The sequence below is a fragment of the Frankia gtarii genome, from assembly GCF_025403375.1.
Classification (GTDB): domain Bacteria; phylum Actinomycetota; class Actinomycetes; order Frankiales; family Frankiaceae; genus Frankia; species Frankia gtarii.
In genome coordinates this window covers 1-19,707 of record NZ_JAMPTM010000062.1, presented here as the reverse complement: position 1 = coordinate 19,707, position 19,707 = coordinate 1, and the positions used below count along the sequence as shown (strand labels likewise).

Here is a 19,707-nt window from a genome sequence, read left to right as displayed (position 1 = left end):
GTCGCGGTGCCGATGGTCCGCGCCGAGCGGGTGCGCAAGTCGTTCGGTCAGCACGTCGCCCTACGGGAGGTCTCCCTGACCGTGGCCCCCGGCGAAGTGACCTGCCTGATCGGGCCGTCCGGCTCCGGGAAGACCACGTTCCTGCGCTGCATCAACCACCTGGAGCGGATCAGCGGTGGCCGGTTGGAGGTCGACGGGGAGCTCGTCGGTTATCGCGAGCACCGCGGCCGGATCCGGGAGCTGCGCCCCCGCGACATCGCCCGCAAACGCCGGGAGATCGGGATGGTGTTCCAGCGGTTCAACCTCTTCCCGCACCTGACCGCCCTGGAGAACATCATCGAGGCCCCGGTCCGGGTGCACGCCGAGCGGCGGTCCGAGGCGACACGGCGGGGCCGGGCGCTGCTGGCCCGGGTGGGCCTGGCCGACCGGGCGGACGCCTACCCCGCCGAGCTCTCCGGCGGGCAGCAGCAGCGCGTCGCGATCGCCCGGGCGCTGGCGATGCGTCCCAAGCTGATGCTGTTCGACGAGCCGACGTCCGCGCTCGACCCCGAGCTGGTCGGCGAGGTGCTGGAGATCATGCGCCAGCTCGCCACCGAGGGAATGACCATGATCGTGGTCACTCATGAGCTCGGGTTCGCTCGCGAGGCGGCCGACACCGTCGTCTTCATGGACGCCGGCACGGTCGTGGAGGTCGGCCCGCCGGCCACCCTGCTCACCGCACCGGCGCACGAGCGCACCCGCGCCTTCCTGTCGAAAGTGCTCTAGCCCCACCGTCGACCTCGACCCTCGACATCGGCCGCACCACCGTAGCCGGCGCTACGCAAAGCCACACCCGCACACCAACGCGCGCCGGACCATGGGTCCAGCCTGCTGGGAGACACCCCGTCCAACCGGTACCTTCGCTGTCGTGGAGATCAGCGAACTATCGGTTCCGGACGCCTGGGTGTTCACCCCGCGTCAGCACTCCGACAGCCGCGGGACCTTCCTGGAGTGGTTCCGCTCCGACGCGCTTGCAGAGGTCGTGGGCCATCCGCTGACCTTGTCGCAGGCCAATCACAGCGTCAGCCGGGCCGGGACGCTCCGTGGCGTTCACTACGCTCAGGTGCCACCCAGCCAGGCGAAGTACGTGACGTGCGTCCGCGGGCGGGTGCTCGACTGCGTCGTCGACATCCGCACCGGATCGCCCACGTTCGGCACCTTCGCCACGGTTCTGCTCGACGACGTCGACCGGCGGGGCCTGTACGTCTCGGAGGGCCTGGGGCACGCCTTCATGGCGCTGACCGACGACGCGGCGATCTCCTACCTGTGCTCGACGTCCTACACCCCCGGCCGCGAACACGGCGTCGACCCGCTCGACCCCGATCTGGCGCTGCCCTGGCCCGACGACCTCACGCCGTTGCTGTCGGAGAAGGACGCCGCGGCCCCCTCGCTGAAGGAGGCGGAGTCGGCGGGCCTGTTGCCGACCTACCGCGACTGCCGGGCCTTCTACGACCAGCTACGCGCCCCCGGCGCCGCGGCGAGTGGATCGCGATGATCCGGGTGGCCGGCCCCGGGGACGTCGAGGTCGTCGGAGAGCTGGTCCGGGAGCTCGCTGCCTATGAGCGGGAGGCGGACCGGGTCTCCATGACCCCGGCCGATCTGCAGGCCGCCCTGTTCGGCCCGGTCCCGGCCGCCTACTGCCTCGTGGCCACGGCCGATCAGTCGCCCGGGGGTGTTACCCCGATCGGGGGTCCACCCCCGATCGGGGTGGTGCATCCGTCCCCGAATCCGCCTCCGGTCGTGGGCTTCGCGATCTGGCATCCGACCTTCTCCACCTGGACCGGGCAATCCGGGATGTACCTGATCGACCTGTTCGTGCGGCCGGAGCACCGCCGTGGGGGGCACGGCCGGGCCCTTCTCGCCGCCCTCGCCGCGACCTGCGTCGAACGCGGGTACCTGCGGCTCGACTGGGCCGTACTCGACTGGAACACACCGGCCCAGGCGTTCTACCGCTCGCTCGCGGCGCAACCGCTGACCGGGTGGTCGACCTGGCGGGTGGACGGCGACGCCCTCACCGATCTCGCCGCCCTGGCCCGCCCGCGCCCTGGTGCCGTCGCCGATCCGGCTTGAAACCGGTTGCTCCGGCCCGGATCGGACCGTCTGTCCGAGCAGCTCGTCCTGGTTGCGGGGCTTTCGCCCGCCAGGTCTCGTCGGCGCCGGCATCGCGCGAATGAGGTCGCCTGCGGGCGCTTACGATCACCCGACCTGCGGGACCCACCGGCGGCTGGGTACGGTGGAGGCGGTGGCTGTCGCCAGCCGCCGACGGAGCGGATCCCATCCAGGCCACGAGGGACGTCACGGCCGAAATGGGGATGCTTGATGTCGTCGGCGGGCGGGAAGGCATTCATCCACAACATCATCGTTCGGCCGGCTTCGGCCGGCGGACCACCCGCGAGGGTCTCCCCTCGCACTATGCAGGCTCTTTGGGGGTAGGAACGTGGATCCGACGCCTTCGACCGGCGGCGCGGAGAACTCCGACACCATCGACAGCCAAACCGCCCACTCCGGCGGACTGCGCGACGTCGTCGCGCTCACCCTGCCCGCGGCCAGCGCATACCTGACTGTCCTGCGCACCGCGACGGCCTCCCTGGCCGCCCGGCTCGACTTCACCCTCGACGACATCGAGGACCTGCGGATCGCTGTCGACGAGGCGTGCGCACTGCTGCTCGTCTCGGCGGTGCCCGGGTCGTCGCTCGACTGCACGTTCACGCTCTCGCCCGGAGTGATGCATGTGCTGGTGACGGTCGAGAGCCTCGACGGCGAACCGCCCTCCGAGGACACCTTCGCCTGGACGGTGCTCAAGGCCCTCGCGGGCGACGTGGACACCTTCACCGGCCCGGGCAACAAGGTGAGCATCACGCTGCAGAAGCGCCGGGGCGTGCGAGCGGATCTCGGCGAGCCGGCGGGGCACGTCCGCGGATCAGGTGCGGCCAACGAGACACCACTGGGCGACGCGGTAGGTACACCGTGACGTCGACCGGCAGGACCCCGACGCCGCCCCGGACGGCCGCCGGCCAGGACGCACCCGCGGCCGACCCGGTGGCCGCGCTGAGCCAGCGGGGGGCCGCCCTGGACGAACATCCCGCCGAGCGCACTGCGGGCGATCCGGAGGTCAGCGCCGAGGTTGCGGCCCAGCCGCTGCCGAGCGTCGAGGTCGAGACCACCGAGCGTGCCCACTCCCCCGACCGGGCCAGGGCCCGTGCGCTGTTCGTGCGCCTCGCCGAGCTACCCGAGGGCGATGCGGAGCGCGCCGCCATCCGCGACCAGCTCGTCCGGATGCACCTGCCGTTGGTGGAATACCTCGCCCGGCGCTTCCGCAACCGTGGCGAGCCGCTCGACGACCTCGTTCAGGTCGCCACGATCGGCCTGATCAAGTCGGTGGACCGGTTCGACCCGGAGCGCGGGGTGGAATTCTCCACCTACGCCACCCCGACGATCGTCGGTGAGATCAAGCGCCACTTCCGCGACAAGGGCTGGGCGATCCGGGTGCCCCGCCGGTTGCAGGAGCTCAAGCTCTCGCTGACGAAGGCGACCTCCGAGCTGTCCCAGACACTCGGCCGCTCCCCCACCGTGAGCGAGATCGCCCGGCATCTGCAGATGAGCGAGGAGGACGTCCTCGAGGGACTGGAGTCGGCCAACGCCTACTCGGCGGTCTCCCTCGACGCGCCGGACTCCGGTGACGACGAGGCTCCCGCCGTCGCGGACACCCTCGGCGTCCAGGACGAGTCCCTGGAGGGCGTGGAGTACCGCGAGTCACTCAAGCCACTCCTGGAGAAGCTCCCGCCGCGGGAGAAGCGCATTCTGCTCCTGCGCTTCTTCGGCAACATGACCCAGTCACAGATCGCCACCGAGCTCGGCATCTCGCAGATGCACGTGTCCCGGCTGCTGGCCCGCACCCTGGCCCAGCTCCGTCGCGGTCTACTCGAGGACGGCTGACTCCGTTCAGCCGGCTCCGCGCCGTCTGACCCTCACCTGCCGCCGCCCGACCCGCACCCGCGCCGTCCAAGCCTCGCCCAGGCTGTTCTGACCCCGCCGGGCGGCTTCGCACCGCCCTCAGGGGCGCTGCGGCCCGCGAGGAACACGGCCATCGCCGCGGCCGGCGCCCTCGTGCTCGTCCTGACCCGCCCGGGTGGCGGGGCCGCTTGCGTCGGACGCCGACGGACCGAACCCACCCGCGGCCAGCAGGGCCACGACGATCACAAGCGGGACGACGAGCAGCGGGATGCCGTAGCCGTAGTCACCGGCCTGCAACAACCCCCAGGCCACCGGCAGGCACAGGATCTGCACGAGGAGTGTGGGCGAACGGTAGGAGGCCCCGCGCCGCAGCACTCCCGCGGCCAGCAGGGCCACGCCCGCGGCTCCGACAATCGCCAGCACCCCGCCGGTCTCGGCGCGCCCGACGTCGTCAATGTCGGAACCGAAGCCGCGCAGCACCTGCAGGACGCCCAGGGCCAGCAGGACGAGCGCCTCGGCAGCAAGCAGGATGCTGGCCACCCAGGCCGGCACGGACGCCGTGCGTGCGGCCTCGCGCAGCTCCTCGAACCGGCCGCCAGCCGGCCGATCGGGACGGCTCGTGGATCCCATGGTCCGACACTACGTCCCTGAAAGGCCACGCCGGTCCCCCACAAGGCCACGCCGGTCCCCACAAGGCCACGCCGGTCGACAAACCGGGCTCGGGACCTGGCGATCGCGCCAGCGCCGGCCCTCGGACCCCCGGTTTCACCGATGTGAGAGTTTTCCCAGCCGCCGCCCGAGATGGACTGGCGGACTACGGTAGAGGCATGCGAGGGCTGCTGGTCGTCAACCCCGTCGCCACCACCACAACCGAACGTGTTCGGGACGTCCTCGCCACCGCGCTCGCGGCCGACGTCACCATGGAGACCGTGCTCACCAAGGGGCCAGGCCATGGTGTCGAGCTCGGAGCGCGCGCCGTGGAACTCGGCGTCGACGTGGTAATCACTCTCGGTGGAGACGGCACCGTGAACGAGATCACCAACGGGCTGCTTCAGAACGGCCCGCTGCAGGACGGACCGGCGCTCGCGGTGGTGCCGGGTGGGAGCACGAACGTGTTCGCTCGCGCCCTGGGCTATTCGGCCTCACCGGTCGAGGCGACCGGCGAGCTGCTGAACGCCCTGCGCGAGGGGCGCAGCCGCCGGATCAGCCTCGGTCGAGCCGAGTACGGCGAGGAGAGCCGCTGGTTCACGTTCTGCTTCGGTATCGGCCTGGACGCGCGGGTGGTCGCGCGGGCCGCGGAGAAGCGGCACAAGGGCCGTCGTAACAGTGCCGGTCTGTTCCTCCGGACGGCGGCGGGCCAGGTGACCCGCGGCGCGGACCGGGGCGCCCCGTCCGTAGCCCTGGAGACGACCGACGCCCACAGCTTCCCCACCGAGGTTGACCTCCCCACCGAGGACGAGGATGCCCGGGTCGCGGCCGCCGGCGAGGCCGCTGGGAGCGTCGAGGAACGCATCGCCCTCGGGATCGTCTGCAACACCCGTCCGTGGACCTACCTGAACTCCCGCCCCGTGCTGGCCTGCCCGGAGGCGTCGTTCGACACCGGGTTGGACCTGCTGGCGCTGCGACGGGTGCGACTGTCCAGCGTGCTGCGCACGGCCTCGCAGATCCTTGCCGACGGGCGCGGCCCGCGCGGTCGCAACGTCGTGCGCCGCCACGACGCGGCCACGATGCGGTTCCTCGCGGATCACCCGCTGCCGCTGCAGATGGACGGCGAGTACCTCGGCGAGTATGCCGACGTCGCGCTTACCCACCATCCGCGGGCCCTGCGCGTCATCGCCTGACGCGCACTGCCTCCCCAAGCCTCCCTGCATCGCCCAGAAGGTGTTGCGACCCACCAGAGCTACGCGTCCGAAACTCCACCGCTCTCGCGGCAGCGCGCGGCGGTGGTCCGGATTACGGCGCTGCCGACCGATTCCTGGGCTGCTGTGATCGATTGTGTACGGATGGGTGGCTGGGGCTGGGCACGGTTCGTGCCTGAAATATCGCTTTTATCCCTCGACACCCAACGCGATCTGACCGCATTCTGGCCGTGAACCCTCGCGGGATGATCCGGACAGAGAGCGCGGGAAGAGCTTTCCTTCTCGGCTCAGCTGCCCTCGGTGGCGCCCGCGCCGGAGGGATCCGGGGTGTTGAGAGCTTGGCGGATCTCGACCGGGTCGTCGCAGATCGCCCCGGCGACCCCGGCGTCCCGCACTTGGCGCGCGGCGCCGACACCGGTGACCGTCCACGTCACCAGTCGTAGGCCGGCCTGCCGGGCGCGGGCGCCTGCGTCCGGCGAGCCGAGCACGGCGCTGGTGTGGGCATGGAGCTCGGTATGGCCCGCGGACCGTGCGTAGGCCAGGCCGCCGCTGACGGACATCCGCGGCATCGTCAGAAACGCCGTCGCGACCGCCAGCTCCGCGTCGCGCACGGCCTCGATGGCGAACCAGTCGAACGACGACACGGTGATGCCGCCGGCGCCGGCGTCGAGGTCGGCCACGGTGGGCCGCGGTCCCGTCCAGCCTCGGGCGCGCAGCCGCTCGGCGAGGGCTCGCGCGGTGCGCTCCCGCGGGGCGTCGAAGTCAGGCTGGCCGGGCTGGTTCTTGATCTCGCAGATCAGCCGGCCGCGACCGGCCCAGACGTCGAGAATCTCGTCGAGAAGCGGGATGCCGCGGGCGCGCAGGGCCTCGGTGGGTTGGCGGACGACCGCCCGCCCGGCGGGCCGGGAAAGCCGGGCGTCGTGCACGCACACCAAGTCCCCGTCCGCACTGCGACGGACGTCGATCTCGACGCCGTCCGCACCGGCCCGCAGCGCCGCGTCCACCGCCTCGACCGTGTTCTCCGGGCCGGGGACCCTGCTACCGCGATGACCGAGAACCTCCATGGCCCAACCCTGCCATCTCCGACGGGCCGAGCGTGTCATGGCAGGCGGGGAGAACGCCGCCCAGCATGGTCGGAGTAACCCGGATGCGCGCAGACGTATGCTGATGCCCAGATGGCATGACGCCGGCCCCTTGATCGGGAAGGGCCCGCCGTATGGCGCGGGGACGGTCCCCATGGCGCTCGGCTCATGCCACCACAGGCCCTATCAACCAGGACTTCTGTGGCGCTTCAGCAACCGTCGGAGACGGTCGCACCCCGTGGCCCATCTGTGTCCCTGCCGGACAAGTGCAGGCCAGGCAGGGTGTGAAGACGGTTGCAGGTTCTTGCGCCCCTGCCCGTTCCGGTGGGAGGGTGGCGAATGTCCGAGGTGGATGCACGTGCACCTGGGCACGCCGACAGTCAGAAACCCGCTCCACGGCCCGCCGTCAGGGCCGAGTAGACACCTGCTCATTCAATTTTCATCCGCGACACAACCGTAGCGGCTCGCAAAGCGTCTCATGTGCAGTGTGGCCCGAGACGAGAGAGGGAGTTGGACGCATGGACTGGCGCCACAGAGCGCTCTGCCGTGACGAGGATCCCGAGCTCTTCTTCCCGATCGGTACTACCGGTCCGGCGGAACGCCAGGTCGAAGAGGCAAAGGCCGTTTGCGCGCGGTGCGCAGTCACTAGTGACTGCCTCAGTTGGGCACTAGACACCGGGCAGGACTCCGGCGTCTGGGGCGGGCTGAGTGAAGACGAACGCCGGGCGCTCAAGCGCCAGGTCCGGCTGCGGGTGCGAACCGCCTGAGTGCACGACCCCCGGGGGCCCAGCGCCGAAGACCGGGGTGCAGCAAGGACGTGCCACGTCCGCATCACTACAACCGCCCGCGGTAGATCCTGCCCGCCGAGCCTCGCACCATCGGCGGACCACAGCGGTCCCCGCACGACGCCGCGCCATAACCCGTGCCCGAGCACGGGGGTGGCGGGCAGCACCATCGGCCGTTCTGTCCGCGCGTCCGCCGCAGCGATGCGGCGCGACGCGGACGGAGCGGCCGAAATGTTTTCGGCCTCTGCCGCAGCCCCCTCGCGCCCTGCCCACGGGCGCGGCGCATCGTCACACCGGCCGCGAACGAGGGACACATCCTGGGGGATACCCCCGCGCGCAGACCCTAAACACTCAACTTTCAGAAAGTGGGATGGACAGCAGCGCCTCGGTGCCCCGCTCCGGACCGGCCTGCAGCCGGATGGTGCCGTGCATCTCACCGAGCACGAGCTGACGGACGATCTGCAGCCCCAGCCGGGGCGAGTGCTCGAGCTGGAAATCCTCCGGCAGGCCGGCCCCGTCGTCGGCGACGACGACGTCCAGCCGGTCCACCAGGCGCTGCACGCGAATCTCGATCGAGCCCGCCGAACCATCGAACGCATGTTCTACAGCATTCTGTAGAAGTTCCGAAAGCACAAGAGCCAGCGGGGTGGCGAGTTCGCCGGGCAGCCGCCCGAACGATCCCGATCGGCGAGTGTTCGCCCGCGCACCGGTGGATGCCAGGTCGACGGTCACCGACGTGATCTGGTCGGCGATCTCGTCGAACGGCACGCTCTCTCCCAGACTCTGCGACAGCGTCTCGTGCACAACCGCGATCGAGGTCACTCGGCGCACCGACTCCCGCAGGGCCGATCGCGCCTCGTCGACCTTGGTGCGGCGCATCTGCAGCCGCAGCAGGGCGGCCACGGTCTGGAGATTGTTCTTGACCCTGTGATGTATCTCACGGATAGTGGCATCCTTGCTCAGCAGCAGCGCCTCCCGCCGGCGCAGATCCGAGACGTCCCGGACGAGGACCAGCACCTCCCGGGTCGCGCCGGGGAACAGCGGGATCGCCCGCAGCATCACCACCGTGCTGCCGACGGCGGCCTCGACCTCCACCGGCCGGCGCCGGCCGATCGCATGCCAGACGGCGGGTGTGGTCGCGGGCAGGCTCAGCGCCCGGTGCACCGTGCGCAGGTCCTCGCCGGTGACGTTGCCGGTGTAGCCGAGGCGGCGGTACGCCGACAGCGCGTTCGGGCTGGCGAAGATGACCTTGCCTGCGCCGTCGAGCCGCATCATCCCGTCGCCGACCCGGGGTGACTCAGGCAGCTCGGCGGAACTCCCGCGGAACGGAAAGGCACCCTCGGCGATCATCAGGGCCAGGTTGTTGGCGCCCTGCAGGTAGGAGGACTCCAGGTCGCTTGGGGTGCGGGGATTGACCAGGTTGGTGTCGCGGGCGAGGACGGCGATCACCTCGTCGCCGTGGCGGACCGGAATCGCCTCCGTCCGCACCGGCACCCCGCCGTCCCACTCGGGTTCGCCCTCCCGGGCGATGCGGTGTTCCCGCCAGGCGTTCTGGACCACCCACCGGTTGATGACGACGCTGCCGACCTCGTCGTTGTGGTACGCGGTCGGGCCGGTCGTGGGTCGGACCTGGGCCACGACGAGGAACTCGGTCCCGCTGGTATGGCCCCGGCCCGAGCCCGAACCGGAACGGACGGGCACAAGGAGCAGCAGGTCAGCGAAGGAGAGGTCGGCGAGCAGAGCCCAGTCCGCGACGAGCGCGTGCAGGTGGTCGATGTCGTCGTCGCTGAGATCCGTGCTCGCGCGCAGCATGTCGGCGAGGGTTCCCACGGGTCGCAGACTGCCAGACGGACCGGTGCCGCGAGCTGGCGGGCACCCCCGCGGGACCATCCGGGCCCGTACGCTCGCCGTCGTGACCGTCGACAACGCCGCCGCGGCCGTGGCTCCCGGCACGCGCATAGCGCCCCAAACCGCCACGAGCGTAGCGAAGAGCACCGCGGAGCCCGCTGGCGGCCCGCCCGCGGCCGATCCGCTGGCCTGGCTCGCCGAGCATGCGCGGGCTCGGGAGGCGGCCGGCCTGCGCCGCAGCCTGCGCCCCCGCACCCTGGCACCGGCCGCGGACGGCGCCGGGGTGCGCGTCGACCTCGCCGGCAACGACTACCTCGGCCTCGGCGGCCATCCCGTGGTCATCGAGGGGGCGGCACGCGCCCTGCGGGCATGGGGCACGGGATCCACCGGCAGCCGGCTGGTAACCGGGACGACCGCCCTGCACGGCGAGCTGGAGGCGGCGCTCGCCGACCACGTGGGCTTCGCCGCGGCGTTGGTCTTCTCCTCCGGCTACACGGCGAACCTGGGCTGCCTGACCGGGCTGGCCGGCCCCGGCGACCTGATCGTCTCCGACGTGCTCAACCACGCCTCGATCGTCGACGCCTGCCGGCTGTCTCGGGCGCGGGTGGCCATCACCCCGCACGGCGACGTCGCCGCCGTGACCGCCGCGCTCGCCGCCGGCGGCTGGCGCCGCGCGCTCGTGGTGACCGAGTCGGTGTTCTCCGCCGACGGCGACGCCGCCCCCCTGGCCGAGCTGCACACCACGGCCCGCGCGCACGGGGCGGTCCTCGTCGTCGACGAGGCGCACGGGCTCGGCGTGGTCGGCCCGACCGGCCGCGGCGCACTGGCCGCCGCCGGGCTCGCCGGACAGCCGGACGTGGTGGCCACGGTCACCCTGTCGAAGGCGCTCGGCGGTCAGGGCGGCGCGGTCCTCGGCACGACGGCCGTCCGCGAGCACCTCATCGACACGGCCCGCACGTTCATCTTCGACACCGGCCTCGCCCCGGTGAGCGCCGGCGGGGCGCTGGCGGCGCTCACGCACCTGCGGGCCCATCCGGAGCTGCCCGCCGCGGTCCGGCGCCGCGCCGACGAGCTCGCCGCGCTCACCGGGGCGCCGCGCCCGGCCGGTGCGGTCGTCTCGGTCGTCGTCGGCGAGCCGGAGCCGGCGGTGGCCGCGGCGGCGACCTGCCTGGCACACGGGGTGGCGGTCGGCTGCTTCCGGCCGCCGACGGTGCCCGCGGGCACGAGCCGGCTGCGGCTGGCCGCCCGCGCCGACCTCAGCGACGCCGACCTGGCACTCGCGACCGAGGCGTTCGCCGCCGCCGGGGTGCTCGCCCGATGACACTGCTGGTGGTCACCGGCACCGGCACCGAGGTCGGCAAGACGGTGGTGACCGCGGCGCTGGCCGCGCTCGCCCACGACCGTGGCCATGCCGTCGCGGTGGTCAAGCCGGCGCAGACCGGTGTCCGGCCCGACGAGCTGGGAGACGTCGACCTGGTTGCCGACCTCGCGGGCATCCGCGACGTCCACGAGCTGGCCCGTTACCCCGACCCGCTGGCGCCGGCGGCCGCCGCCCGCCGGGCCGGCCGGCCGGCCATCGACCTCGACGATCTGGCGGCTCGGATCGGCAAGCTCGCCACCGACCGCGACCTCGTCCTCGTCGAGGGGGCCGGCGGGCTGCTGGTGCGCTACGACGACAACGGCGCGACCCTGGCCGATCTCGCCCGGCTGCTCGCGGCGCCGGTGCTCGTCGTGACGACGGCGGGTCTCGGCGCGCTGAACGCGACCGCGCTGACCCTGGAGGCCCTGGCCCACCGCGGCCTCGACCTGGCCGGCGTGGTGATCGGATCCTGGCCGCGCGAGCCGGACCTGGCCTGCCGCAGCAACCTGGCCGACCTGACCGACCTGGCCGGTCGGCCGCTGGCCGGGGCCCTGCCCGCGGGCGCCGCACTGCTGAGCCGGCCCGAGTTCCTCGCGACGGCCCGACAGGCACTCGAACCCGCCCTCGGCGGTACCTTCCGTGCACAGCAGTTCCGTGAACGCTACCCGGTGTAGGGCCGTTCCCTGGCCCATTCACAGCGCCAAATGCCCGAATTGTCCAAATCGATAGGTGAGAAGGTCCGGACGACGCCCAGCGGTCGAAGGCGGCGGGAACGGCCTGCTCAACGCGCCCGGAGCCGGACGGGTGACGAACGTGCCCGATGTCGCGCGGGAAAACCGGGCGGCGCAGCGGGCGCGGGCTCGACAATGGACGGGCACTGCGATCGATCTGCTGACAGGACGACCCGAGAAGCCCCACCAAGCCGACCCGAGAAGACGGTTCGACCAGCCCACCCCGACGACGAGCCAGTCCCATCGCCGAGCGCAATTCCTGCCGACGTCCCGCCTGGAGGACCCCAGTGACCGCACCCGTGACCACGCACACCGCTTCGGCGATGGTGCCCCCGCACGCGCCGGCCGCCGCCGGGCAGGACCCGGCCGCCCTGCTCGCCCACGCCCGGCGTGAGGTTCTCGAGGGCGGCCGGGGGCTCGACCAGGCGGGTGTGCTCGCCGTCCTGCGGCTACCCGACGAGTACCTGGGCGACGCGCTGGCGCTCGCGCACGAGGTCCGGTTGCGCTGGTGCGGTCCGGAGGTCGAGGTCGAGGGCATCATCAGCCTGAAGACGGGCGGCTGCCCGGAGGACTGCCACTTCTGCTCGCAGTCGGGCAAGTTCGACTCGCCGGTGCGCTCGGCGTGGCTCGACGTGCCCTCGCTGGTCGAGGCGGCCCGTCAGACCGCGGCGACCGGCGCCACCGAGTTCTGCATCGTCGCGGCCGTGCGCGGGCCCGACGCCCGGCTCATGTCCCAGGTCCGCGAGGGGGTCGCGGCCATCCGCGCGGCCGTCGAGATCAACATCGCCTGCTCGCTGGGCATGCTGACCCAGGAGCAGGTCGACGAGCTCACCGAGATCGGGGTGCACCGCTACAACCACAACCTCGAGACGTCCCGCTCGCACTTCTCCAAGGTCGTCACCACCCACAGCTGGGAGGAACGCTGGGAGACCTGCGAGATGGTGCGTGCCGCCGGCATGGAGCTGTGCTGCGGCGCCATCCTGGGGGTCGGGGAGTCACTGGAGCAGCGGGCCGAGCTCGCCGCCCAGCTCGCCGTCCTGGAGCCCGACGAGGTCCCGCTGAACTTCCTCAACCCGAGGCCGGGTACCCCTTTCGGGGACTACCCGCCGGTGCAGCCGCGCGACGCACTGCGCGCCATCGCCGCGTTCCGGCTGGCCCTGCCCCGAACGATCCTGCGCTACTCGGGCGGCCGAGAGATCACCCTGGGCGACCTGGAGGCGCAGGGGATGCTCGGCGGCATCAACGCGGTGATCGTCGGCAACTACCTGACGACGCTTGGCCGGCCGGCCGAGTCCGACCTGAAGATGCTCGCCGACCTGAGCATGCCGATCAAGTCGCTGCAGGCCACGCTGTAAGACACCGCCCGGCCGGCCAGGGCCCCGCGGGGTCCTGGCCGGGGGCCGTGCCGCGCGGGCTCAGGCGTTGGTGGCCGTCATGAGGCCGTGCTCGGTGCAGCGCGCCGACCAGCCCGCGGGAGTCACCTGCACCACCATCCGCCGCCGGCAGATCCGGCAGTAACGAGGCGGTTCAAGCTCACGGGCCCGCGCGCACGCCTCATGACGGCCCACACTGGCCAACTGACCGCAACGGTCACAGAACGAAGCGTCCACGAAGTCAGCTTAGGGCATGACCCGACGCAACCCTCGGCCGACGGCGGAGCCGGGCCTCAGGCCGCTTGCGGCGGCGCCTCAGCCGGCGGCCACCTGCTCGACCAAGGCGATCAGGTCACCGTCCTGGACGACATCGCCCTCCTGGACCGCGATCCGCGCCACCGTGCCGCCGTCCTCACTGATCACCGGGATCTCCATCTTCATGGAGTCGAGGATGACGAGGGCGTCACCGGCTGCCACCGGGTCACCCACACCGACGACGACCTTCCAGACATTGGCCACCATCTCCGCGCGGACTTCCTCGACCATCGGGCTCCCTCCAGCGGCGATTCGAACGTGCCAAGAGCCTAGTGCCACCGGTCACTCTGACCAACGTCCTATGCCCACAGGTGTGTTCGCACCACCGCACAGGGGCGACTCGACCGCCCGGTGTTGGGACTGTTCGCCGTAAACCCGCAAACTACGCATGTGCTCGTACTTCTCGTGTTGACCCTGGTATGTGGGCTGGGCGTCGGCCTGGCCCGCGGCGGAACCCTGGGCGCCCTCGCCCGCGTCCACGTCCTGCGCCCGTGGTTGTTCGCTTCGGTGATCCTGGTGCTGGCAGTGGGCGGGCTCGTCCCGGCGCTACACAGCCCCGCCTGGATCGTCGCGGCGGTGCTCGCCGCATTGTTCGCCGGAATGAACAACCGGCTACCCGGGCTCGGCCTGCTGGTGACCGGCATCATCGCCAACGCCGCCGTCATCACGGTGAACGGCGGACAGATGCCGGTGTCGTTGTGGGGCGCAGACAGGGCCGGCGTTCCGATCGGCGACATCCTCACCTCGGCCTTTCACTCCCCCGCCGGGGACGGCACGAGCCTGCGGCTGCTCAGCGACATCATCCCGCTGCCCTTTCCAGGGGTGCCGGCGGTGGTGAGCGTCGGCGACGTGGCGATGGCCGCGGCACTCGGGCTGTTCGGTGCCGTGACCCCGGTGCGGGCCTGGCGCACGCTGCGAGCCCGGCGCCAGGCGGCGCTGACCGGCGCATCGCTGGCGGGGTACGGCGACGCGGACGGGCTGATCGGCTCCGACGACCACCTCGACCACGACCTCGACGACGACCTCGACGAGCACGAGCACGGCTACGACGACGGTCCCCGCCATGACGACCAGGCCGGCCGGGACGAGCCCGACGACCACCGCTACGCCGACGACTCGTTCGACGGCGGCTCCCGGGACGGCAGCCCGCGGAACGGCAGCGCGGTGGACCCCACGGGCGGGTCTGCCGGCAACGTCCGGCTCGTCGGGAAGGTCCGCGACGACGGGGGCGAGCGCCACCGCACGAGCGGCGAGCGCGACGTGGACGGCGACGAGCCAGGCGAGGGTGGGGGCGGCCACGCGGGCAGGTCGGTCACCACCCGGCGGCCCGGGCTGGCACGATGACCCCACATCCGATTGATGGAGGGGAGGATCCCATGGCAAAGAAGAAGCGCAAGCGGCGCGCGCGGGCCAAGAGCAAGGCCAACCACGGCAAGCGCCCGAACACCTGAGCAGCCCGGCGGGCCGTGTGAACGCGGCCCGCCGCCAGGCGTCACTCAGGCCACTGCGACGGCCTGCTGGCGCAGCCAGGCGACGGTGCGCGCCAGGCCCTCGTCGAGATCGACCGTGGGTCGCCAGCCCACCAGTCGCGCCGCCAGGTGCACGGCCAGGGCGATGCGGGCCAGCTCCCCGGGGCGCGCCGGAGCCGACAGCGGGGTGTCGGGCACGCCGACGATCGCGGCGATCCGGCTGTGCAGCTCCCGCACGGTGGTGGCGACGCCGGTGCCGATGTTGAGTCGGACGCCGTCGGCGGCATCCACCGGCAACACCCGGGCGAACGCCTCGGCCACGTCGCCGACGAACACGTAGTCCCGGCTCGCGGTGCCGTCGCCGAAGATCTTCGCCGGCCGCCCGGCCAGCAGTGCCGTCCCGAAGATGGCGACGACGCCCGCCTCGCCGTGCGGGTCCTGCCGCGGCCCGTAGACGTTGGCCAGCGCCAGGGCGGTCGAGGCCAGGCCGTGGGTCGCCCGGTAGACGTTGAGGTACAGCTCGCCGGCGGCCTTGCCCGCCGCGTACGGCGATTCGGGCGCCACCGGGGTTGTCTCGTCCACCGGCACCTGCACGGGCGAGCCGTAGATCGACCCGCCGGACGAGGTGTGGATGACCTTGGCCACGCCGGCGAGGCGGCTGGCCTCGAGGACGTTGATCGTGCCGAGCACGTTCTGCCGGGCGTCGCGCAGCGGGTCGGCGACGCTGACCCGGACGTCGATCTGGGCGGCCAGGTGCGCCACCACCTCGGGTTGCACCCGGCCGACGAGGGTGGGCAGCTCGGGGGAGGTGACGTCGACCTGCTCGAAGGAGAAGCGGGGGTCCACCGCCGCGGCGGTGAGGTTGGCCAGCCGACCGGTGGACAGGTCGTCAACGCCGACGACGCTGTGACCGTCGGCCAGCAGCCGATCGGTGACAGTGGAACCGATGAAGCCGGCCGCGCCGGTGACAAGGATGCGCACGACGCAGGACACTAGCCCGCGAGCCTGTGCGCCACCTGTTTCCAGCCTGTACTCAGCGCGACCGCGGTGCAGCGATCACCGGCTGGTACGAGCCCCATACCGGGGCCCGCGACCGCGCGCCGACGCGCTAGTCGGGCCGGAACTCGGTGGTGTCCGCCTCCACCCGGGCCGACCGGAGCCGAGCCAGGACGCTGGTCCGCAGCGAGTCCGGCGCCCGCTCCCCGCCGCACTTGCGGGCGACGAGCATCTTCACCTCGTGTTCCACGCCGAACTCGCGCAGGCATGGGGAGCACTCGTCGAGATGGGACCGGATGAGGTCGTGCTGCCCGCCGTCGCACTCGCCGTCGAGGTACAGGAAGACCGCGTCGAGCACCTTCCGGCAGTCGATCTCGTGCTCACCGCCGCAGCTCACGACGCACCACCCTCGCCGTCGGCGGACCCGGCGCCCACCAGCCCACGACCCGCCGCGTACTTGTCCAGCGACTTGCGCAGACCGCGACGGCCACGGTGCAGCCGGGACATCACGGTCCCGATCGGCGTTCCCATGATCTCCGCGATCTCCTTGTAGGCGAAGCCTTCGACGTCGGCGAGGTACACCGCCATCCGAAAGTCCTCCGGCAACGCCTGCAACGCGTCCTTGATGTCGCTGTCGGGCAGGTGCTCCAGCGCCTCGGTCTCAGCGCTCTTCAGGCCGCTGGACGTGTGCGACTCCGCCTCGGCGAGCTGCCAGTCCTCGACCTGCTCGGTCGGGCTCTGCAACGGCTGCCGCTGCCGCTTGCGATAGGTGTTGATGAAGGTGTTGGTCAGGATCCGGTAGAGCCAGGCCTTGAGGTTCGTGCCCTCCTGGAACTGATGGAAGGCCGCGAAGGCCTTGACGAAGGTCTCCTGGACGAGATCCTCCGCGTCGGCCGGATTGCGGGTCATCCGCAGCGCGGCCGCGTACAGCTGGTCGAGGTACGGGAGGGCGTCGCGCTCGAACCGCGCGCCCCGCTCCTCGGTGGTCTCGTCGACCAGGATCACTCCCTCACCGTCGTGCCTTCCGACGGCCCACTCCGCGCTCAGGGTGCCGGACCGGACGGAACCGGACCGTCTCTCCGGAGCGGACGATACCCCGACCAGGGCCTCGGCGCGTATCGGCACGACGGCCGCAGGGGGCTGTTGTGGGACAAATCGCGGCTGCACCGGCGGCTGCCGATGCGTGGCGTTCGCACGAGTCATGAGACCTCCGTGACCTCGTCTGACACCGGTCACAACGCCGATCGCCCCGTGGCTGATTCCCATGCCGGGACCGGGGACCCCAACCGTTCGAGCAGGAATGCGGCGCCTACCCGGGCGGCCTCCGCGACGGCGTCGCCAGCCGGCCGGCCGTCGCGCACCCGGGTGCGGAAGGAGTGGTCGCCGCCCACGACGAGGTGCACCTGCCGGTCGAGCACCGGATCCGGCGCCGGCCGACCAAAGGAGTCCCGGTCCCCCTGGACGACGAGGACGGGCACCCCGGCACCATCGAGCTCCCCCTGCCGCGCCGGCTTCGGCTGGCCCGCCGCGGTGGTGCCCGGCGGCTGCAGCGGAAAGCCCAGGGCAAGCACCCCGCGCGCGCCCGTCTGCGCGGCTACCCGCATGGCCACCCGCGAGCCCATCGACACCCCGGCGAGGGCAAGCGGGCGCGGCACCCCGAGCGCCTCGATCGCGGCCGTGGCCACCGCGTCGAGGCGAGCCGGCCGGTCCGGCGCCCGGCGCCCGGCCACCCGGTAGGGCATCTCCAGCCGGGCGACCCGCACCCCGGCGACGCCCAGCGGGGCGGCCAGCGCGTCGAACAGGGGCGTGTCAACGCCACTGCCGGCGCCGTGCAGAAAAAGAACGGTCGACGGGCCGGTCCCGGGAACCACCCGCAGCCGGCCGCCGTCCACAGCTACGTGGGCACAACCCAGGCAGGCACCATCAGGGTGGGCACCGGGCTCGGGGGCGGCCCCGGGGAGCGGTGCAGCCGACAGGCATCTATCCGACACAGCAGGGAAGGACACGGCGTGGTCGAGCGTGGAATCTGTCAGACTTCCACCTTGAGTGTGTGACTTGCCTCGCATCATTGCCTCCCGAAGGGTAGGAAAGCTTCATGCTGCCTGGCCCCGACGCCGACCCGGGCCCGCCTCGTGGACGAGCAAACACCCTGGTCTGCGAGGCACCAGCAGACAGTGACGATCCGTACTGGGCCTTCTATGAGGAGGTCGCGTCGGTACAGCTCCGAGAGTGGCTGCCGGCGCAGCCGGCCCGGGTGCTCGACGTCTCCGGCCCGCGGGCCCGCTTCGCCCGCCAGATGGTGACCGCGGGTCACCAGGTCGTGCGCGTGGTGGCCCAGGCCGAGCCGGCCGACCCGGCCGCCGGTCCGGGCACACTGCTGCCGATCGTCGGCGACGCCCGCTCGCTGGACTGGTTCTCTCCCGGTTCGTTCGACGCGGTGCTCGCCGAGGCACGGGCACTGTCGTTCTGCCTGGCCACGGAGACGACCCTGGATGAGATCCACAGCATGCTCCGTCCGGGCGGGCGGCTGCTGCTCTGCGTCGACTCGCTCCTGCTCGGCCTCGCCCGCCTCGCCGAGCAGCACCGCTGGGCGGAGCTGTCCGACGTGCCGCGCGCCGACGTCGTGCTCGTTCCCGCCGAGGACGGCACGATCACCCGCTGCTTCTGGCCGGAGGAGTTGAAGGCGCTGCTGGCCAGCGCCGGCTTCGACGTCGACTGGATCCGACCACGCACGGTGCTGTCTGCCGAGGCGGTCAAGCGGGCCATGGCCGAGGACGTCTCCTGCTTCCCCACCCTCGTGCGCACCGAGGTGGAGCTCTCCGCCGAGCGCGAGGGTGAGTCCATCGGCATCCACCTGATCGCCTCGGCTCGCCGGCCCGCATAGGCGTGTAACAGGTTGTAGTCGTTCTCGGGTCTTGCTTTTTGCCGAGAAGATCCCGCTGCACCAGGTCGGCCTATGCCGGCCCTGACCACCCGGCGGTCAGCAGATGCAGGAGGTTATTCACGGTTCGCCTGCCCGCGACCGTCATCAGACCTCCAGCGATTCCCAGCACAACCACTCGGGGCAGGCAGGTCGGGGGCGAGCAGAGGTGCCGGAAGCCGCAGCGCGGTCTCACGAAACATCATGATCGCCGAGGCTGGGTGCTGGGCGCGCTAACCGGTCCACTGGTCCGACCCCGGCGACGGCCAGGGGACGAGCCGTTCGAGTGCGGCGACGAGGCGCAGCAGTCGGCCCTCCTCGCCGTGACGGCCGACGATCTGCAGCCCGACCGGGCAGCCGTCGGCGGTGAAACCCGCGGGCACGCTCACCGCCGGCTGCCCACTGAGATTGAATGCCCAGGTCAGGCTCACACTGCGGATCTCACCCGGGCCCGCATGCGGATGCGGCCGGTTAGGCGTGGTCGGCGTGAGCAGCACGTGCGCTCGAGCAAACACGCCCGCGAGGCATCGGTCGTTGTGCGCGCGCACCGTCGCGGCGTTCGATGCGGCCGCGGTCCCAGCGGCCGCCGTCCACGGGCCCGCCGACGCCGCTCTCAGCGCGGTCCACGCCGCCTCCGGGTCAAGCAGCTCGACGGGCACATCCGTCCAGGCCAGCACGCCCGCGGCGGCAAGCCGGTCGGCGGCGGCCCGGCTTATGGCGACCACCTCCGGCTCGGGGCTCGCGAAGCCGAGCGTCGACGACCAGACGGCGATTCCGAGCCGCCCACCGTCCCGCTCCCGACCGACGAACGGATCAGACAGCTCGAACGAATCAGACAGCTCGAACGAATCAGACAGACCGAACGAATCAGACAGACCGAACGGATCTGGCAGACCGATGCCGAGCGGAGGATACAGCCCGGGAATCGGCTCGCCTCCCGCCGCCGACGACACGCCCCCCACCCGTCCATCACCAG

The 19,707-nt window shown here is 71.9% G+C and carries 23 protein-coding genes; 13 read left to right on the top strand and 10 right to left on the bottom strand.

Annotated features, from left to right (window positions below):
- Positions 1-6 precede the first annotated feature (6 nt).
- The 5 genes from NBZ83_RS11875 to NBZ83_RS11855 all read left to right on the top strand — a co-directional run bounded on the left by NBZ83_RS11875 (position 7) and on the right by NBZ83_RS11855 (position 3,975).
- Positions 7-765 carry an amino acid ABC transporter ATP-binding protein gene (locus NBZ83_RS11875; protein ID WP_498041048.1) on the top strand — a complete coding sequence of 253 codons (759 nt, stop codon included), beginning with the start codon at positions 7-9 and terminating at the stop codon, positions 763-765.
- Between the two features lie 142 nt (positions 766-907).
- Positions 908-1,534, top strand: coding sequence for a dTDP-4-dehydrorhamnose 3,5-epimerase family protein (locus tag NBZ83_RS11870; protein WP_261564759.1), 627 nt, complete (start codon positions 908-910; stop codon positions 1,532-1,534).
- Positions 1,531-2,109, top strand: coding sequence for a GNAT family N-acetyltransferase (locus NBZ83_RS11865; RefSeq protein WP_261574956.1), 579 nt, complete (start codon positions 1,531-1,533; stop codon positions 2,107-2,109). Before NBZ83_RS11870 ends, NBZ83_RS11865 begins: the two co-directional genes overlap by 4 nt.
- Positions 2,110-2,476: 367 nt before the next feature.
- Positions 2,477-3,010, top strand: coding sequence for an anti-sigma factor (locus tag NBZ83_RS11860; RefSeq protein WP_261554107.1), 534 nt, complete (start codon positions 2,477-2,479; stop codon positions 3,008-3,010).
- Positions 3,007-3,975, top strand: a complete 969-nt coding sequence (locus NBZ83_RS11855) for an RNA polymerase sigma factor SigF (protein WP_261564762.1) — start codon at positions 3,007-3,009, stop codon at positions 3,973-3,975. Before NBZ83_RS11860 ends, NBZ83_RS11855 begins: the two co-directional genes overlap by 4 nt.
- Before the next feature lie 117 nt (positions 3,976-4,092).
- Here NBZ83_RS11855 and NBZ83_RS11850 read toward each other — a convergent pair whose 3' ends face one another.
- On the bottom strand, positions 4,093-4,623 hold the full coding sequence (locus tag NBZ83_RS11850; RefSeq protein ID WP_261564763.1) for a hypothetical protein: 531 nt from the start codon (positions 4,621-4,623) through the stop codon (positions 4,093-4,095).
- Between the two features lie 197 nt (positions 4,624-4,820).
- Here NBZ83_RS11850 and NBZ83_RS11845 point away from each other — a divergent pair, with 197 nt between their 5' ends.
- Complete coding sequence (locus NBZ83_RS11845) at positions 4,821-5,834, top strand: diacylglycerol/lipid kinase family protein (protein WP_261564765.1); 1,014 nt, start codon at positions 4,821-4,823, stop codon at positions 5,832-5,834.
- 305 nt (positions 5,835-6,139) lie between these two features.
- On the opposite strand, the gene NBZ83_RS11840 is transcribed toward NBZ83_RS11845, so the two are convergent.
- On the bottom strand, positions 6,140-6,916 hold the full coding sequence (locus tag NBZ83_RS11840) for a glycerophosphodiester phosphodiesterase (protein WP_261564766.1): 777 nt from the start codon (positions 6,914-6,916) through the stop codon (positions 6,140-6,142).
- Positions 6,917-7,452: 536 nt separating this feature from the next.
- On the opposite strand from NBZ83_RS11840, the gene NBZ83_RS11835 reads away from it, so the two are divergent.
- On the top strand, positions 7,453-7,701 hold the full coding sequence (locus tag NBZ83_RS11835) for a WhiB family transcriptional regulator (protein ID WP_261554112.1): 249 nt from the start codon (positions 7,453-7,455) through the stop codon (positions 7,699-7,701).
- Between the two features lie 369 nt (positions 7,702-8,070).
- On the opposite strand, the gene NBZ83_RS11830 is transcribed toward NBZ83_RS11835, so the two are convergent.
- Positions 8,071-9,531: a sensor histidine kinase gene (locus NBZ83_RS11830; protein WP_261564867.1), complete on the bottom strand. Its 1,461-nt coding sequence runs from the start codon at positions 9,529-9,531 to the stop codon at positions 8,071-8,073.
- A gap of 100 nt (positions 9,532-9,631) precedes the next feature.
- On the opposite strand from NBZ83_RS11830, the gene NBZ83_RS11825 reads away from it, so the two are divergent.
- The 3 genes from NBZ83_RS11825 to bioB all read left to right on the top strand — a co-directional run bounded on the left by NBZ83_RS11825 (position 9,632) and on the right by bioB (position 13,013).
- The gene (locus tag NBZ83_RS11825) at positions 9,632-10,888 is read left to right on the top strand and encodes an 8-amino-7-oxononanoate synthase (protein ID WP_261574955.1); all 1,257 of its coding nucleotides are present in this window, start codon (positions 9,632-9,634) and stop codon (positions 10,886-10,888) included.
- Entirely contained in the window at positions 10,885-11,601 is a 717-nt protein-coding gene (gene bioD, locus NBZ83_RS11820; RefSeq protein ID WP_261564769.1) for a dethiobiotin synthase, read from the top strand. The genes NBZ83_RS11825 and bioD overlap by 4 nt, the downstream gene beginning before the upstream one ends.
- A gap of 344 nt (positions 11,602-11,945) precedes the next feature.
- Positions 11,946-13,013, top strand: a complete 1,068-nt coding sequence (bioB, locus tag NBZ83_RS11815) for a biotin synthase BioB (RefSeq protein ID WP_438803127.1) — start codon at positions 11,946-11,948, stop codon at positions 13,011-13,013.
- A gap of 60 nt (positions 13,014-13,073) precedes the next feature.
- On the opposite strand, the gene bsaP is transcribed toward bioB, so the two are convergent.
- Positions 13,074-13,268, bottom strand: coding sequence for a biotin synthase auxiliary protein BsaP (gene bsaP / locus NBZ83_RS33785; protein ID WP_368861336.1), 195 nt, complete (start codon positions 13,266-13,268; stop codon positions 13,074-13,076).
- A 78-nt stretch (positions 13,269-13,346) separates the two neighbouring features.
- The gene (locus NBZ83_RS11810; protein WP_261564770.1) at positions 13,347-13,577 is read right to left on the bottom strand and encodes a biotin/lipoyl-binding carrier protein; all 231 of its coding nucleotides are present in this window, start codon (positions 13,575-13,577) and stop codon (positions 13,347-13,349) included.
- Positions 13,578-13,736: 159 nt separating this feature from the next.
- Here NBZ83_RS11810 and NBZ83_RS11805 point away from each other — a divergent pair, with 159 nt between their 5' ends.
- Positions 13,737-14,690 carry a DUF5317 domain-containing protein gene (locus tag NBZ83_RS11805; RefSeq protein WP_261564772.1) on the top strand — a complete coding sequence of 318 codons (954 nt, stop codon included), beginning with the start codon at positions 13,737-13,739 and terminating at the stop codon, positions 14,688-14,690.
- A gap of 32 nt (positions 14,691-14,722) precedes the next feature.
- Positions 14,723-14,797, top strand: a complete 75-nt coding sequence (locus NBZ83_RS34295) for a 50S ribosomal protein bL37 (protein WP_369299096.1) — start codon at positions 14,723-14,725, stop codon at positions 14,795-14,797.
- A 45-nt stretch (positions 14,798-14,842) separates the two neighbouring features.
- Here NBZ83_RS34295 and NBZ83_RS11800 read toward each other — a convergent pair whose 3' ends face one another.
- From NBZ83_RS11800 to NBZ83_RS11785, 4 genes are all read right to left on the bottom strand, one after another.
- Positions 14,843-15,796 (bottom strand): NAD-dependent epimerase/dehydratase family protein, encoded by a 954-nt coding sequence (locus tag NBZ83_RS11800; RefSeq protein WP_261564773.1) that lies wholly within the window; start codon positions 15,794-15,796, stop codon positions 14,843-14,845.
- A 127-nt stretch (positions 15,797-15,923) separates the two neighbouring features.
- Complete coding sequence (gene rsrA, locus NBZ83_RS11795; protein WP_261564774.1) at positions 15,924-16,208, bottom strand: mycothiol system anti-sigma-R factor; 285 nt, start codon at positions 16,206-16,208, stop codon at positions 15,924-15,926.
- Positions 16,205-16,816: a sigma-70 family RNA polymerase sigma factor gene (locus NBZ83_RS11790; protein ID WP_163551442.1), complete on the bottom strand. Its 612-nt coding sequence runs from the start codon at positions 16,814-16,816 to the stop codon at positions 16,205-16,207. Before NBZ83_RS11790 ends, rsrA begins: the two co-directional genes overlap by 4 nt.
- 227 nt (positions 16,817-17,043) lie before the next feature.
- Positions 17,044-17,682, bottom strand: coding sequence for an alpha/beta hydrolase family protein (locus NBZ83_RS11785; RefSeq protein WP_438803128.1), 639 nt, complete (start codon positions 17,680-17,682; stop codon positions 17,044-17,046).
- A 224-nt stretch (positions 17,683-17,906) separates the two neighbouring features.
- Between NBZ83_RS11785 and NBZ83_RS11780 the strand changes: the two genes are divergently transcribed.
- Entirely contained in the window at positions 17,907-18,695 is a 789-nt protein-coding gene (locus NBZ83_RS11780) for a class I SAM-dependent methyltransferase (RefSeq protein WP_261564778.1), read from the top strand.
- A gap of 269 nt (positions 18,696-18,964) precedes the next feature.
- On the opposite strand, the gene NBZ83_RS11775 is transcribed toward NBZ83_RS11780, so the two are convergent.
- Positions 18,965-19,707: amidase family protein (locus NBZ83_RS11775; RefSeq protein WP_261574954.1), on the bottom strand; the 743-nt coding region annotated here is incomplete at its 5' end.